The sequence below is a fragment of the Enemella dayhoffiae genome (genome assembly GCF_002250625.1).
Classification (GTDB): domain Bacteria; phylum Actinomycetota; class Actinomycetes; order Propionibacteriales; family Propionibacteriaceae; genus Enemella; species Enemella dayhoffiae.
Genome location: NZ_NMVQ01000006.1, coordinates 23,102 through 36,101, shown reverse-complemented (window position 1 = coordinate 36,101; position 13,000 = coordinate 23,102). Strand labels below are relative to the sequence as shown.

General features: G+C 70.3%; 15 protein-coding genes and 1 pseudogene. 7 read left to right on the top strand and 9 right to left on the bottom strand.

Going from position 1 to position 13,000, the window contains the following annotated elements; genetic code table 11:
- Positions 1–335: 335 nt before the first annotated feature.
- On the bottom strand, positions 336–1,157 hold the full coding sequence (locus CGZ93_RS05265) for an aldehyde dehydrogenase family protein (protein ID WP_094363107.1): 822 nt from the start codon (positions 1,155–1,157) through the stop codon (positions 336–338).
- A gap of 121 nt (positions 1,158–1,278) precedes the next feature.
- On the opposite strand from CGZ93_RS05265, the gene CGZ93_RS05260 reads away from it, so the two are divergent.
- The gene (locus CGZ93_RS05260; protein ID WP_176451639.1) at positions 1,279–2,034 is read left to right on the top strand and encodes a FadR/GntR family transcriptional regulator; all 756 of its coding nucleotides are present in this window, start codon (positions 1,279–1,281) and stop codon (positions 2,032–2,034) included.
- Between the two features lie 87 nt (positions 2,035–2,121).
- The gene (locus CGZ93_RS05255; protein ID WP_176451638.1) at positions 2,122–2,886 is read left to right on the top strand and encodes an acyl-CoA thioesterase; all 765 of its coding nucleotides are present in this window, start codon (positions 2,122–2,124) and stop codon (positions 2,884–2,886) included.
- Here CGZ93_RS05255 and CGZ93_RS05250 read toward each other — a convergent pair.
- The 3 genes and pseudogenes from CGZ93_RS05250 to CGZ93_RS20025 form a co-directional block, all read right to left on the bottom strand.
- Complete coding sequence (locus tag CGZ93_RS05250; protein ID WP_094363104.1) at positions 2,874–4,226, bottom strand: amidohydrolase family protein; 1,353 nt, start codon at positions 4,224–4,226, stop codon at positions 2,874–2,876. The two genes, CGZ93_RS05255 and CGZ93_RS05250, sit on opposite strands and share 13 nt — an antisense overlap.
- Positions 4,223–4,543, bottom strand: a complete 321-nt coding sequence (locus CGZ93_RS19300; RefSeq protein ID WP_229117213.1) for a hypothetical protein — start codon at positions 4,541–4,543, stop codon at positions 4,223–4,225. Before CGZ93_RS19300 ends, CGZ93_RS05250 begins: the two co-directional genes overlap by 4 nt.
- Before the next feature lie 118 nt (positions 4,544–4,661).
- Positions 4,662–4,904: pseudogene (locus tag CGZ93_RS20025) on the bottom strand (CoA transferase); the annotation flags it as partial.
- Positions 4,905–5,251: 347 nt separating this feature from the next.
- On the opposite strand from CGZ93_RS20025, the gene CGZ93_RS05240 reads away from it, so the two are divergent.
- From CGZ93_RS05240 to CGZ93_RS05230, 3 genes are read left to right on the top strand one after another with little or no spacing between them, the layout of a single operon-like run.
- Positions 5,252–5,566 (top strand): FAS1-like dehydratase domain-containing protein, encoded by a 315-nt coding sequence (locus CGZ93_RS05240; protein WP_229117212.1) that lies wholly within the window; start codon positions 5,252–5,254, stop codon positions 5,564–5,566.
- Positions 5,567–5,579: 13 nt separating this feature from the next.
- Positions 5,580–5,990: a MaoC/PaaZ C-terminal domain-containing protein gene (locus CGZ93_RS05235; protein ID WP_094363102.1), complete on the top strand. Its 411-nt coding sequence runs from the start codon at positions 5,580–5,582 to the stop codon at positions 5,988–5,990.
- A 32-nt stretch (positions 5,991–6,022) separates the two neighbouring features.
- Positions 6,023–6,994, top strand: coding sequence for a DMT family transporter (locus CGZ93_RS05230; RefSeq protein ID WP_229117211.1), 972 nt, complete (start codon positions 6,023–6,025; stop codon positions 6,992–6,994).
- Positions 6,995–7,018: 24 nt separating this feature from the next.
- Here CGZ93_RS05230 and CGZ93_RS05225 read toward each other — a convergent pair whose 3' ends face one another.
- Together CGZ93_RS05225 and CGZ93_RS19295 are read right to left on the bottom strand one after the other, a co-directional pair.
- On the bottom strand, positions 7,019–8,143 hold the full coding sequence (locus tag CGZ93_RS05225; protein WP_229117226.1) for a thiolase family protein: 1,125 nt from the start codon (positions 8,141–8,143) through the stop codon (positions 7,019–7,021).
- Positions 8,064–8,750, bottom strand: a complete 687-nt coding sequence (locus CGZ93_RS19295; protein ID WP_094363100.1) for a PaaI family thioesterase — start codon at positions 8,748–8,750, stop codon at positions 8,064–8,066. The genes CGZ93_RS05225 and CGZ93_RS19295 overlap by 80 nt, the downstream gene beginning before the upstream one ends.
- Positions 8,751–8,839: 89 nt before the next feature.
- Between CGZ93_RS19295 and CGZ93_RS05215 the strand changes: the two genes are divergently transcribed.
- Positions 8,840–9,403 (top strand): hypothetical protein, encoded by a 564-nt coding sequence (locus CGZ93_RS05215; RefSeq protein WP_094363099.1) that lies wholly within the window; start codon positions 8,840–8,842, stop codon positions 9,401–9,403.
- A 33-nt stretch (positions 9,404–9,436) separates the two neighbouring features.
- Positions 9,437–10,276 carry a MerR family transcriptional regulator gene (locus CGZ93_RS05210; protein WP_094363098.1) on the top strand — a complete coding sequence of 280 codons (840 nt, stop codon included), beginning with the start codon at positions 9,437–9,439 and terminating at the stop codon, positions 10,274–10,276.
- 69 nt (positions 10,277–10,345) lie between these two features.
- Here CGZ93_RS05210 and rplQ read toward each other — a convergent pair whose 3' ends face one another.
- From rplQ to rpsD, 3 genes are all read right to left on the bottom strand, one after another.
- Positions 10,346–11,059: a 50S ribosomal protein L17, sunset domain variant gene (rplQ, locus tag CGZ93_RS19860; RefSeq protein WP_094363097.1), complete on the bottom strand. Its 714-nt coding sequence runs from the start codon at positions 11,057–11,059 to the stop codon at positions 10,346–10,348.
- A 124-nt stretch (positions 11,060–11,183) separates the two neighbouring features.
- The gene (locus CGZ93_RS05200; RefSeq protein WP_094363096.1) at positions 11,184–12,209 is read right to left on the bottom strand and encodes a DNA-directed RNA polymerase subunit alpha; all 1,026 of its coding nucleotides are present in this window, start codon (positions 12,207–12,209) and stop codon (positions 11,184–11,186) included.
- Between the two features lie 166 nt (positions 12,210–12,375).
- Entirely contained in the window at positions 12,376–12,981 is a 606-nt protein-coding gene (rpsD, locus tag CGZ93_RS05195) for a 30S ribosomal protein S4 (RefSeq protein WP_094363095.1), read from the bottom strand.
- Between the last annotated feature and the right edge of the window lie 19 nt (positions 12,982–13,000).

The following is a 13,000-nucleotide window of genomic DNA, read 5'->3' as shown; positions in this document are numbered from 1 at the left end:
CCGCACGTGACATCCGGGTCGTGTCCACGTCGGTCGCCCTCGAGCGCAGCGCACCCACGGTGGACTCCTCCTTCTTGTTGTGCTGGAAGGGATCCCAGTCGAAGAAGCGGGCGGCGTTCTGCCAGGTGATCCTGTGGATGTCCTCGTCGCTGCAGCCGGCGTCGGTGAACTCCTTCCAGGCGAACTCCGGCGACTCCGGCCAGGTGGTGTCGGTGTGCGGATGGTCGCACTCCCAGGCGGATGATGTCGGTGCCGATCCGTTCGCGCAGCATCAGACCCGACGGGTCGGTGATGTAGCAGCTACGCCGGTAGCGTTCACGACCCGAGAACGACCGTCATGGGCAAGCTCCGTCGCTCCCGGTGTTCAGCGACTTCAGCGCCGCCGCGCCCTTGGCGGCGTACTCCGGATCGGCGTCGGCGAACACGATGAACGGGGCGTGCCCGCCCAGCTCCATCGACACCCGCTTCAACGCCGCGCCCGCTCCGCGTCCGATGATCCGACCGACCTCGGTGGAGCCGGTGAAGCTGATCTTGCGGACCAGGGGGTTGCTGACGAGTTCCTCGCCGACCTCGCCGGCCTTGCTGGAGGTGACCAGGTTCACCACCCCGGCCGGCACCCCGGCGTCCTCCAGCACCTTGACCGTCGCGACCGCGCAGAGCGGGGTCTGTTCGACCGGTTTGACCACGATGGTGCAGCCGGCGGCAAGGGCCGGACCGATCTTGCGGGTGAGCATCGACACCGGATAGTTCCACGGGGTGATCGCGGCGGCCACGCCCACCGGCTGGTGCATCACCAGGAAACGGTGGTTCGGGCGCGCGGACGGGATGGTCTCGCCATAGACCCGCTTCGCCTCCTCGGCGAACCAGAGCAGGAAATCCGCGGCATAGGTGATCTCGGTGCGCGCCATCCGCAGCGGCTTGCCCTGCTCGCGGGTCATCAGCTGGGCAAGCTCCTCGCGCCGCTCCAGCATCAGCTGCCAGGCGCGGCGCAGGATCTCCGAGCGTTCGTACGCCGTGGTGGCGGCCCAGGCGGGGAAGGCGGCGTGCGCGGCCTCGATCGCGCGGACCGCGTCGGCGCGGGTGCCGTCGACGGCGGTGCCGACCAGATCACCGGTGGCCGGCTCGAGCGAGTCGAAGCGAAGATCCGAGTCTTCCACCTACCATTGATGAACATCTCAGTATCCTCCGCATGCGTATAATAAGATGAATGATTTGGAGCAAATCGAAAGCGACTCGACCCCACCATGGCCGCGCCGCCCGTCACCCCGAGGAGGAGCCGTGACCCTGAGTCAAGTGCCCGACCGCGTCCGGATCCCCAAGACAGCCGAGGTGGTCGCCCGCGCAATCCGCACGCAGATCCTGCGCGGCGAGCTGCGCGAGGGCGAGTCGTTGCCGAGTGAGTCCGAGTTGATGACCCAGTTCGGGGTGTCCCGGCCCTCGCTGCGCGAGGCGTTCCGGATCCTCGAGTCAGAGCGACTGATCGAGGTGCGCCGCGGCTCCCGCGGCGGCGCCCTGGTCACCCATCCTGACGTCTCCGTGGCCGCCCGCTATCTGGGCCTGCTGATGCAGCTGGACGCCGTCGAACTGAGAGACGTCTACGACGCGCGAACGCTGCTGGAACCGCTCGGCTTCCGGCTGCTGGCCCGCCAGCCCGACCGGGCGGAGACCGCCGACCGGCTGGAGGCGCTGCTCGCCGAGCTCACCCCCGAGTTGGCCCAGGAGGACCAGTCGCGGATCTATGTCAGCTTCTTCGAGGAGCTGTTCCGGAGCTCGCGGAACAAGACGCTGGCCCTGGTCTATGGGGCCCTCTCCGAGGTGCTGCGCCAAGAACTGGCCAACGCCTTCGACGGGGGCCGCGACCGCGGCAAGTCCAACGAGCCGCACCGCTCGCTGGGCCGCGCCCTGGACCGGGTCCGTGCCGGCGACGAGGACGGGGCCGCCGACTATTGGCGCCACCAGTTGGTGCACGTCGCCGGCCAGGTGCACGGCCGCCACGGCGACAAAACCCTGGTCGACATGACCACCCAGCAGTGATCCGACGGTGACCGCCCAACCAGGCGTGGGCCGCGCGCGGTCGTTCGTCGACTGCCTGACGCTGGCGGCGGATGGCGACAATTCCTCGTGGGTCGCAGTCTGCCCTCCCCGATCGAGCGGGTGTTCGGCGGCCAGGCGGTCAGGCAGGCGCTCGCCGCCGCCCAGCTGACCGTCGACGAGGCGTACGCCCCGCACTCCCTGCACGCCTATTTCCTGCGCGGTGGAGCTGTGGATGTACCGATCCGCTATGACGTCGATCGGGTGCGCGACGGCCGCGGATTCTGCAACCGGCTGGTCACCGCCTCGCAGGACGGGAAGCCGATCCTGACCCTGTCGGCCTCCTTCCACCGCGGAGACCGGGGGCCCTCGCACGAGATCGGTCGACCGGTGGGACCGGGACCCGACGAGGTGAAGGTCGAGTGGGGCGGCACCCTGCGCGGCGGCGGGATGATCGAGCAGCAGTTCCCGAACTGGCAGCTGCGGCCCTATCTGGTGCACCCCGAGGGTGGCGTGGAAACCCGGATGCTGTGGATGCGCTGCACCGACGCGCTGCCCGAGGACGCGCGATTCCACCAGAAAGCGCTCGCCTACATCAGCGATCTCGGGCTGCTCAGTGCCGCCTTCCTGCCCAACCCGGAGACGCCGGCGGGGCTGGCCTCGCTGGATCACGCGCTGTGGTTCCTTCGGCCGTTCCGGGTGGACGAGTGGCTGCTGTATGAGCAGACCTCGCCGAGCTCGCAGGACGGGCGCGGCCTGAACTTCGGGCGGATCTGGGATCTCGAGGGACACCTCGTCGCCTCGGTCGCCCAGGAGGGCCTGATGCGGGTGGTCGAACCCGGTCAGTCGATCTGAGCTGCGGCCGGTGGTGACGGGTGGATCCGTCGCCCGGCGAGCCAGCTGCCGCGCACGCCGACCGCGGCCGGGTCGGCCACGGCCTCGGCCCACGATCGGTCGAGCAGGCACAGGTCGGCCGCCTCCCCGGCAGCGACCCGTCGCGGTGATTCCCAAGGACGCAACGGATTCCGGGCAAACCCGGCCAGCACCTCGCTCACCGGGACCCTTTCGCCGGGGTTGAGCACCGCGCCCGAAGGGGCACGCCGCAGGGCGGCCGCGGTGACCGTCTGACACGGGTCCGGGTCTCCGTGGGGCGCGTCGCTGCTGGGCAGCACCACCACGCCGGCGACCACCAGCCCGGCGTACCGCCAGAGCCAGGGCTGGGCGAACGGCTCCACCCGGACCAGGTAGTCATCGCCACGGCGGGCCAGCAGCGTCGGCTGGGTGGACACCACGATCCCGTTCGATCCGAGCCAGGCCGCGGTGTCGTCGTCGCAGATGGCGGCGTGCTCGACCCGGTCGCCGGGCACGATGCCGGCGGTCTCGAAGGCCTGCCGGGCGATCACCAGGGCGTCCAGGGTGACGCGGTGCACGGCCACCGGACGTCCGTCGGCGTGGGCGGCGGCGACGCGGGCGGTGAAGGCGGCCGGGTCGGGCAGGTCATGCTCCGACAGCACCAACTTGACCGGACCTTCGCCGTCGGGGCCCATGGTGTGCACCCGCTGGCTCAGCCGCTGCCCGGAGATCAGGTGGCGGTGCAGGCCGGGGGTGGCGTCCATGATCGTGGTCACCCCGCGGGCGGCGAGCTCCCGGGACAGCGCGCTGAGGTCGGGCAGCGCCTGATCGGGCAGCAGGGCGCGCAGCCGGTCCTCGGCGCGGTGGAACTGCCCGGTCCGGCGTTCGGTGTCGCTGACCGGTTCGGGGTACGCCGGGTGCGCGCGCAGCTGCTCCAACGCCTTCGACGACAGCGTCCACAGCGCGCCGCTGCGGTGCTGGACCCGGATCGGCCGATCGAGGTTGAGTTGATCAAGGTCGGCCCGGGTCAGCTCGTTGGCGGCACCCACGCCGCGGATCCACCCGTCACCGGGCGCCTGCTGGAGCGCGGACAGGCCGGCGGAGACGTCCACGGACTCGCGGAATCGGGCGGTGGCGAGCAGGTGCAGGTGGTGATCGGCGAGTCCGGGCAGCAGGCAGCCGCCGCCGGCGTCGACGACGGTCGCCGTCCAGCCCTCCTGATCGTGATCTGCGTGATGATCATGGTCGCGATGCGGGCGCACCGCGGCGACCCGGTCGCCGTCGATCAGCACGTCGACCCGACGCTGGCCCAGCTCGGCGTCGAGCAGAAGCCAGCGCGTCATGTCAGCTCCGCCAGGACGCGTGCGGTGTGCTCACCGAGCGCGGCTACCGGGCCGAGCACGGGTCGCTGGCGGTGGGGGCCTGGGGTGGGATGGCTGGCCAGGGGGACGATCGGGGTGGCCGCTCCCCCACCGGCGCGCAGGGCGTCGGCGATGACGCCGGCCATGGCGACCTCGACCAGCACCCGGTCCGCCTCGCGGGGGCGGAGCGCCTCGACCGCGGCGGTGAGCCCGGTCAGCGGGTCGGCCAGGGCGTCCCCCGCGGGGACGGGTGCGGCGTCGGCGCTGGGGCGTACCCAGGCTCCGGCGACGGCCGCCACGTCGTCGCCGAAGCCGACCCGGGGGTCGGCGCGGCCGTGCGCGGTGATGCTGACCCAGACCGCGCCGGCGGCCAGATCCTGCTCGGGGGTGATACCGAGCCGCTCCAGCGCGAGGGCGGCTGGCCTCGATCACCATGTCGGCACACCGGATCAGCCGGCGCAGCCGGTGTCGGTCGGCCGGATCGTCGAAGTCGAGCCGGACCGACTCGACCCCACCGCGCAGCAACCGGTGCAGAACCGGATTGCCGAGTCGCGAGGGGTCGGGCCGGGCGGCCGACTCGACCGCGATCACCCGCGCTCCGGCCCGGTGCAACAGGTCGGCGCACAGGGGCCCTGCCCACAGCGCGGACAGGTCGAGCACCAGCGGGGGCGGCGCATCCTCCGGCTTCAACTCGCTGCGCTCGCTCAGCCAACCGAAGGGTGCGGAGCGAGTCGAAGCCTCGCCCAGGACGTGCCGGCGTACCCCCGGCGTCACGGGCGGGTGGTCGAGCGGGATGGCGCCGGCCGGGAGGTCGAGCAGGGCCAGCCGGTCGGCCACCTCCGCGGTGCCCAGTCGGCCCGCCCACGCTTCGAGTGCCGCCCACGGGTCGTCGGCCGGCCCCGCAACCACGGCCCGCCCGGCCGGTACCGGTAAGACCGCCCTCGCCAACGCGCTGGCCGACGGGCTGTCGGCGCGGCTGGTCCGGTTGCAAGCCGCAGGAGCTGAACGTGTTCGCCTGGAGCGCGGCCTCCCGGACCACCCGGCACCCGGCACCCAGCGACCCGAACGAGCCGGACAACACCGAGCTGAGCGCCGGCGTACCCGGACCGGGGCTCAGCCACATGCTGAACGACGGGCTGGAGGTCGAGTACGGCGTGCCGATCCGCGCGGGAGACGTGATCACCAGCGTGCGCACCCTGGGCGGGTACAGCGAGCGGGAGGGGCGGCTGGGGCTGATGCTGTTCAGCCGCACCGTGGACACCTGGACCAACCAGCGCCACGAACTGGTGAAGCGCTCGGCGATGACGCTGATCCGTTACTGAGAAGGGGTTTGCGATGAACACCAGCACCGTGAAGGTCGGCGATGAGCTGACGCCGATGTCGTGGCAGACCGGGTTGGCGAACTGGAACCGGTACGCCGCGGTGAACGACGAGTTCGTGCCGATCCACATGGACGACGAGGCGGGCTGTGAGGCCGGCTTCGACAGCGCCTTCGGGATGGGCAACCTGCAGTGGTCCTATCTGCACAACGTGCTGCGCCGCTGGCTCGGCGGATCCGGCCGGATTCTCAAGCTGAGTTGCCAATTCCGCAGCCCGAACACCCGAGGGATGACCGTCACGGCCCGGGGTGCGGTGACCGCGGTCGACGACTCCGGTGACGGGCGCCGGGTCAGCCTCGACGTGTGGACCGAGGACCAGGCAGGGCGCCCGTTGGCGAAGGGGGCGGCCGAGGTGCTGCTGGACTGAGGCCAGGCTCGGCGGGGGTAACGTGGTCCATCGTGACCACGGCCGACCCTCTCCACCCCGCGCCGCCGACCCAGGCCGCGCACCGGCCGGCGTGGGCGATGCCGGTGTCCCTGTTCGCCGGGGCGATGGGCGCGGTGCAGTCGCGGATCACCTCCCGGTTGGCCACCGAGCTGCACGACGGCTTCTCTGCGGCGGCGGTGTCGTTCGGCGTCGGAATGTTGTTGTTGATGGTGCTGATCGGGGTACGCCCGGGGTTGCGCCGGCAGGTGGCCGACTTCGCCCGCGACCTGCGCAGCGGGGCCTTCCCGTGGGTGCTCGCCTTGGGTGGGCTCGGCGGGGCCACGTTCGTGCTGGGTCAGGGGTTGTCGGTGGCGCTGATCGGGGTGGCGCTGTTCATCGTCTGCGTGGTCGCGGGTCAGACGGTGACCGGGCTGGCCGTGGACCGGATCGGGCTCGGCCCCGGCGGACCGCGGCCGCTCAGCCCGGCGCGCGCCCTCGGGGCGGCGCTGATGGTCGGCTCGGTCGCGCTGGCCATGTCGGGCGGGGTGAGCGGTCATGCGCCGTGGTATCTGCTGGCGCTACCCGTCGTCGCCGGGCTGGCGATGGGGTTGCAGCAGGCGGTCAATGGCCGGGTCAGCGAACACTCCGGACACTTCATGGTGGCGACGCTGACCAACTTCGTCGTCGGCACCGCGGCGCTGCTGCTGGCGGCGGTGGTGCACGCCGTGGTCATCGGGCAGGGACCGGCGCGACTGCCGGCCAACCCGCTGCTCTATCTGGGCGGGGTGATCGGGGTGGCGTACATCGCGATGGCCGCACACCTGGTCCGGATCGTCGGCGTGCTCACCCTGGCGATGGCTACCATCGCCGGACAGATCGTCGGCTCGGTCGCACTGGACTGGCTGCTGCCGGCGCCGGGCAGTCAGTTGCGGTTGATGACGGTGGTGGGTGCGGCGCTCACCCTGGTGGCGACCGCCGTCACCGCCGGGTTCCGGCGCCGCTGAGCCGCCGTGCTGAAGTGATCGGGCTCAGGCCTCGATCAGGACCGCCCCGCCCTGACCGGCGCCGGCGCACATGGTGGCGACCGCACGGCCACCACCGCGCCGGCGCAGCTCGTGCACCAGCGTGGTCAGCATTCGGGCACCGCTGGCCGCAACGGGGTGGCCGAGGCTGCAGCCGCTGCCGTGGAGGTTCACCTTTTCCTCGTCCAGGCCGAGCACCCGGCAGGCGGCCACCGGAACCGAGGCGAACGCCTCGTTGATCTCCCACACGTCGATCTGATCGGCGGACAGGCCGGTGCGGTCGAGCAGCTTCTGGGCGGCCACGATCGCCCCGTCTCCGGTGTATCTGGGGTCCACGCCGACGAACGCCCAGCCGGCGACGCGGGCCAGCGGCTCCAGACCCTCGGCCTGGGCACCCTCGACGGTGGTCACCAGCAGGGCGGCCGCAGCGTCGTTCACGCCGGCCGCGTTTCCCGCGGTGATGGAAAATCCGTCGATCTCTGGCTTGAGCGGGTTGAGCGAGGCGAGCTTCTCGGCGGTGGAGCTGCGGCGCGGGTGCTCGTCGGTGTCAAAGCGGAAGGTGTTGCCCTCCTTGGTGACCTCGAGCGGGGCGATCTCGTCGTCGAAGGTGCCGGCGTCGATCGCGGCCACCGCACGCTGGTGCGAGCGCAGCGCCCAGGCGTCCATCTCCGCGCGGGAGAGCCCGTATTTCTGGGCGAGGTTCCAGCCGACCGACAACGACACCTCGTCGTTGGCGTCCTCGGTGTGGGGAAAGGTGGGGCGCAGCCCGGGCTTGTAATCGGTCTGCCCGGGGGTCGCCCACAGGTTGACCGGGGAGGTGGAGAACGACTGCACACCGCCGGCGACGATGTAGCGGTCCATCCCGGCGATCACCTGGGCGGCGGCATCGGCGACGGTGGTCAGGCTGCCGGCGCAGTGCCGGTTGACCGCCTGTCCCGGGATGGCGGTCCAGCCGTTGGCGACCGCCGCGTAGCGGGCCAGGTCTCCCCCGCCGTACATCGACTCGGCCAGGATGATGTCGTCGAGCCGCTGCGGATCCAGCCCGGCGCGCTCAACGGTGCGGGCGACAATGTGGGTGGCCAGCTGCTCGGCGGTGGTCTCGCTCAGCGAGCCCTTGCGCGAGGTGCCGATCGGCGTACGGCGCCGACCTGCTGCCCCTGTCCGGGTTGCGGGTGCCGTGGAACGTGCTGTCTCGGGTCTTGACGACCTCGACGTCACCGGCGGTGGTCTCGTAGTAGGCGCGCAGCAGCGGATCGCTGGCCGCCCACACCGGACGCGCCAACCCGTCGATGTAGCCGCCGGCACCGGCGGGGCCGACCGGGTCGTAGTCGTCGGGCATCCGCAGCGCGGGGTCGTGGGCGATCGCGAAGACACCGGTGGCCGTACCGAAGGCACGCCCGTCCTGATCCAGGAACTCGGCGGTCGAGACGACGACCGAGCGGCCCACCTTGACCAGCCGGCCCACCACCTCGACGTGACTGACCCGGGTCGGCGGGGCATACAGGTTGACTTCGAGTTGCAGGGTCACCGGCACCCGGCCGCCCACGTGATCGGCCGCGATCATCCCAGTGATGCTGTCGGCCCAGATGGCGAGCACGGAGGTCCGCAGCACCTCGGTGCCGGGCACCCAGAGCTCGGGACCGGCGTCCGCGCTCCCGGTCAGCCCGTCACCCTCGCGCCGGGTGCTGAACCCGAACTGGGCGAAGACGTGCTCCCGGGCGGTTTGGACTCGATCCATGGGGGCACTCTATTCGCTAACTGATCTAACTTCTATGTTCATATAGACGAGCCCGCCTGGGGATAGCGTGTGGGGCTCCGGAGGTGCCCATGCCCGAGATCGACACCGCTCGCACTACCGAGGCGATCCGCCGCTTGTCCGCCGAGTCGTCACGGCCGGAGGCGATCGCCGAGGTGATCGGCAGTCCGCAGTTGTTCGCGCCGCCGGTGTTCTATCTGCTGTCCCACGCCCTGCTCGCCGAGGGCCGCCCGCAGGAGGCGATGTTCTGGTTCTATGCGGGGCAGCTGCGCGCCCGCTTCGACGCCAACCGGTGCGCCGACTTCACCGCACGGCAGGCGGTGTCGGTGCTCAACGACCGGTTCGGCGAACCGATCAACCGGTACGCCTTCGCCCACCTGGAGGAGTTGGCCGAGGTGGTGCCTCGCGTCCTGGCGTGGGACCGGGCGACCCCGCACGACTATGACCACCGCTGGATCAACCTGCACGGGATGGCGGCGATGCAGAAGACGCTGGATCCCGGCGTACCGCACACCCCGCAGAGCCTGCCGGCCGAGTCGTGGGAGAGCCTCGCCGAACAGACCCGCGAGGAATACTGGGCCGGCTTTTGCGAGGCACTCGCGGCCGCGCGCAGGCAGGCTCCGGGAGCCGATTGACCCTGACACCGTGTCAGCCAGCAGAGTTGAGCCATGCTCGACACCTCCGACCTGATGTCCATCGGTGAGTTCTCGGCACTGACCCGGATCAGCATCCGCATGGTGCGGCACCACGAAAGCCACGGCGTCCTGGTGCCGGCAGCGGTGGACGAACTCACCGGTCATCGCCGCTATGCGATGAGCCAGCTGCCGCGGGCGCTGGCCATTCGCCGCTTGCGCGACTGCGGGTTCGGCGTGTCCAGCATGGGGCCACTGCTCGCGGCCCGCGGCTCTGACGCGTACGCCGAGGCGCTGCGGATGCAGCGCCAGACGCTCACCCAGGAGTACGCCGCCGCCCGGCAACGGCTCGACAACCTCTCCCAACTCATCACCGAGGATCAAGGACTCGCCATGAATGACATCAGCATCGAACGACGCACCGACCCCGCCCAGACGTTCATCACCCTGCGTGGGGTGGTCGCCAACTATGCCGCCGAGGGTGAGCTGTGGCAGCGGTTCATGCCGCTGCTCGGCCAGCAGGGCATCAGCCCGATCGGGCCCGGTGGCTGCATCGAGCACGACGAGGAATACAAGGAGGCCGACGTCGACGAGTCGGTGTTCGTCCCGGTTGCCGCGGGCGTCACCGCCCAGGCACCGCTCGAGGTGTTCGACCTGCCAGCCCAGGAGGTCGTGGTGGGCACCCTGCGGGGGGCGTACCACCGCCTCGGCGACGTGCACGCCCGAATCGCGGAACACCTGCAGCAGAACGGATTACGGCCGGCCGCGCGAACCGCTGAGGGGGTGGTCGGGAAGCACTACAACGTGTACCTGAACGCCCCGCCCCAGGTGGCCGAGGAGGACCGGCTGACCGAGCTGCACCTGCCGATCCGCTGAGTCATCCGAAGCGAACAGCGCCCGCCCCCGGAGTCCGGGAGCGGGCGCTGTTCACGTGTGGGACCGAGATCAGGACTTGTCGGAGTCCTTGGCCTCGTCCTGGTCGTCGTCCTTGCCGGCCAGCACGTCGACGAAGCCGGCCTTCTCGGCGGCGTCGGCGGAGTTGAACCAGACCTCGGCGACAGTCTGCTCGTACCACTGCGACTCGGGGGTGTGGAACTTCATCGAGTCCTCGTTGCCCTTGATGTCGAAGCCGGACGGCGGGTTCTCGCCCCGGTAGGACCCCTCGCCGTACGGTGCCTCGGTGGCATCGCTCTCGGCGCTCTGGGCGGCCTCGGCGTCGGCGCCCTCGACGGCGGCGACGGCCTGCGCCTTCGGCTCGGCCTTCTTGGCGGCGGCCTTCTTCGGGGCGGCCTTGCTGGTGACGGCCTCGGTCAGCACCTCGATGATGGCCATCGGGGCGTTGTCACCCTTGCGCGGGCCGACCTTGGTGATCCGGGTGTAGCCACCCTCGCGCTCGGCCACGGCCGGGGCGATCTCGGTGAACAGGATGTGCAGCACACCCTTGTCCCGGATGTGGGTCGCGGCCAGACGGCGGGCGTGCAGGTCGCCCCGCTTGGCCTTGGTGATCAGCTTCTCCGCCAGCGGACGGACGCGCTTGGCGCGGGTCTCGGTGGTGGTGATCCGACCGTGCTCGAACAGCTGGCTGGCCAGGTTGTCGAGGATGATCCGCTCGTGCGCGGGCGAACCGCCCAGCCGGGGACCCTTGGTTGGCTTCGGCATTGTCTCTTCTCCAAATCTGTGGGACCTGCTGCGCCGCAGGCCCGGGGGTCTGGGGGCGGAGCCCCCAGCGGGGTGAAAGGGGCGGAGCCCCTATCGGGGTCAACGGGGCGGAGCCCCGTTCGGGTTAGTACTGCTCGGTCTCCACGAAATCCTGGTCGTCGTCCTCGCCGTCCTCGTCGTAACGACCCACCGCACCGAGCGGGTCGAAACCGGGAGCCGAGTCCTTCAGCGACAGGCCCATCTCGTGCAGCTTCAGCTTGACCTCGTCGATGGACTTGGAACCGAAGTTGCGGATGTCGAGGAGGTCCTGCTCGGAGCGGGAGACCAGCTCGGAGACGGTGTGGATGCCCTCACGCTTGAGGCAGTTGTAGGACCGGACGGTCAGGTTCAGGTCCTCCACCGGCAGGGCCAGATCGGCGGCGAGCTGCTCGTCGACCGGCGACGGGCCGATCTCGATGCCCTCGGCCTCGAGGTTGAGCTCGCGGGCCAGGCCGAAGATCTCGACCAGGGTACGCCCGGCGCTCGCGACGGCGTCCTTGGGCCGCATCGACGGCTTGGTCTGCACGTCGATGACCAGCTTGTCGAAGTCGGTGCGCTGCTCGACCCGGGTGGCCTCGACCTTGTAGGCCACCTTCAGCACCGGGGAATAGATCGAGTCGACAGGGATCCGGCCGATCTCGTGGTCTCCGGACTTGTTCTGCACCGAGGAGACATAGCCGCGGCCGCGCTCGACGACGAGCTCCATCTCGAGCTTGCCGTTGTCGTTGAGGGTGGCGATGTGCAGGTCGGGGTTGTGCACCTCGACGCCCGCGGGCGGGGCGATGTCGGCGGCGGTCACCGCGCCGGCGCCGGCCTTGCGCAGGTACATCACCACGGGCTCGTCCTCCTCGGAGGAGACGACGAGCTCCTTGAGGTTGAGGATGATGTCGGTGACGTCCTCGACCACGCCGTCGATCGTGGAGAACTCGTGCAGGTTCCCGTCGATCTTGATGCTGGTCACCGCGGCACCCGGGATGGAGGACATCAGGGTACGCCGCAGCGAGTTGCCAAGGGTGTAGCCGAAACCGGGCTCCAGGGGCTCGATGACGAACCGCGAACGGTGGTCGTCAACAACCTCTTCGGAGAGCTGCGGCCGCTGAGCAATGAGCATTCTTCTTCTTTCCTTTCATGCCAACCACTATTTGAAGGCAAGAGGTGTTCCGATCCCCGGGCCTGCCAACGACGGCGCCGCAGGCCCGGGGGTCGGGGGGCGGAGCCCCCAGCGGGGTGAAGGGGCGGAGCCCCAACGGGGGTCAACGGGGCAGAGCCCCGTTGGGTTACTTCGAGTAGAGCTCGACGATCAGCTGCTCGGTCACGTCGACGGTGATCTGCTGCCGGGTGGGCAGCTGGTGGATCAGGATCCGCATCTGGTTGGGGCGGGCGTCCATCCAGGCCGGAACCTCGCGCTCGCCGTGGGTCTCCCGAGCGACCACCAGCGGGTGCAGGTTCAGCGACTTCTCCTTGACGTCGATGACGTCGTGGGCCGAGACCCGATAGGAGGGGATGTTGACCTTCTTGCCGTTGACCAGGAAGTGGCCGTGCACGACCAGCTGACGGGCCTGGCGGCGGGTGGAGGCGAAGCCAGCGCGGTAGATCACGTTGTCCAGGCGGGACTCGAGGATCTGCAGCAGCGTGTCGCCGGTCTTGCCGGAGACTCGGTGGGCCTCCTCGTAGTAGCGACGGAACTGCTTCTCCAGGACGCCGTAGGTGTAGCGCGCCTTCTGCTTCTCACGCAGCTGCAGGGCGTACTCGGAATCCTTGGTGCGACCGCGACCGTGCATGCCGGGCGGGTAGGGGCGGCGCTCGAAGGCCTTGTCGTTGCCGACGAGGTCGGAGCCGAGACGACGCGACTTCTTGGTCAGAGGACCGGTGTAACGAGCCATGGTGGTTTCTCCTTCTCAG

What these genes read in the sequence shown, in the direction of transcription:
- CGZ93_RS05235 (WP_094363102.1), top strand. Translation starts at nt 5,580, where the DNA reads ATGAACACCAGCACCGTGAAGGTCGGCGATGAGCTGACGCCGATGTCG.
- CGZ93_RS05215 (WP_094363099.1), top strand. Translation starts at nt 8,840, where the DNA reads ATGCCCGAGATCGACACCGCTCGCACTACCGAGGCGATCCGCCGCTTG.
- rpsD (WP_094363095.1), bottom strand. Translation starts at nt 12,981, where the DNA reads ATGGCTCGTTACACCGGTCCTCTGACCAAGAAGTCGCGTCGTCTCGGC.
- CGZ93_RS19295 (WP_094363100.1), bottom strand. Translation starts at nt 8,750, where the DNA reads ATGGATCGAGTCCAAACCGCCCGGGAGCACGTCTTCGCCCAGTTCGGG.
- rplQ (WP_094363097.1), bottom strand. Translation starts at nt 11,059, where the DNA reads ATGCCGAAGCCAACCAAGGGTCCCCGGCTGGGCGGTTCGCCCGCGCAC.
- CGZ93_RS05210 (WP_094363098.1), top strand. Translation starts at nt 9,437, where the DNA reads ATGCTCGACACCTCCGACCTGATGTCCATCGGTGAGTTCTCGGCACTG.
- CGZ93_RS05200 (WP_094363096.1), bottom strand. Translation starts at nt 12,209, where the DNA reads ATGCTCATTGCTCAGCGGCCGCAGCTCTCCGAAGAGGTTGTTGACGAC.
- CGZ93_RS05250 (WP_094363104.1), bottom strand. Translation starts at nt 4,226, where the DNA reads ATGACGCGCTGGCTTCTGCTCGACGCCGAGCTGGGCCAGCGTCGGGTC.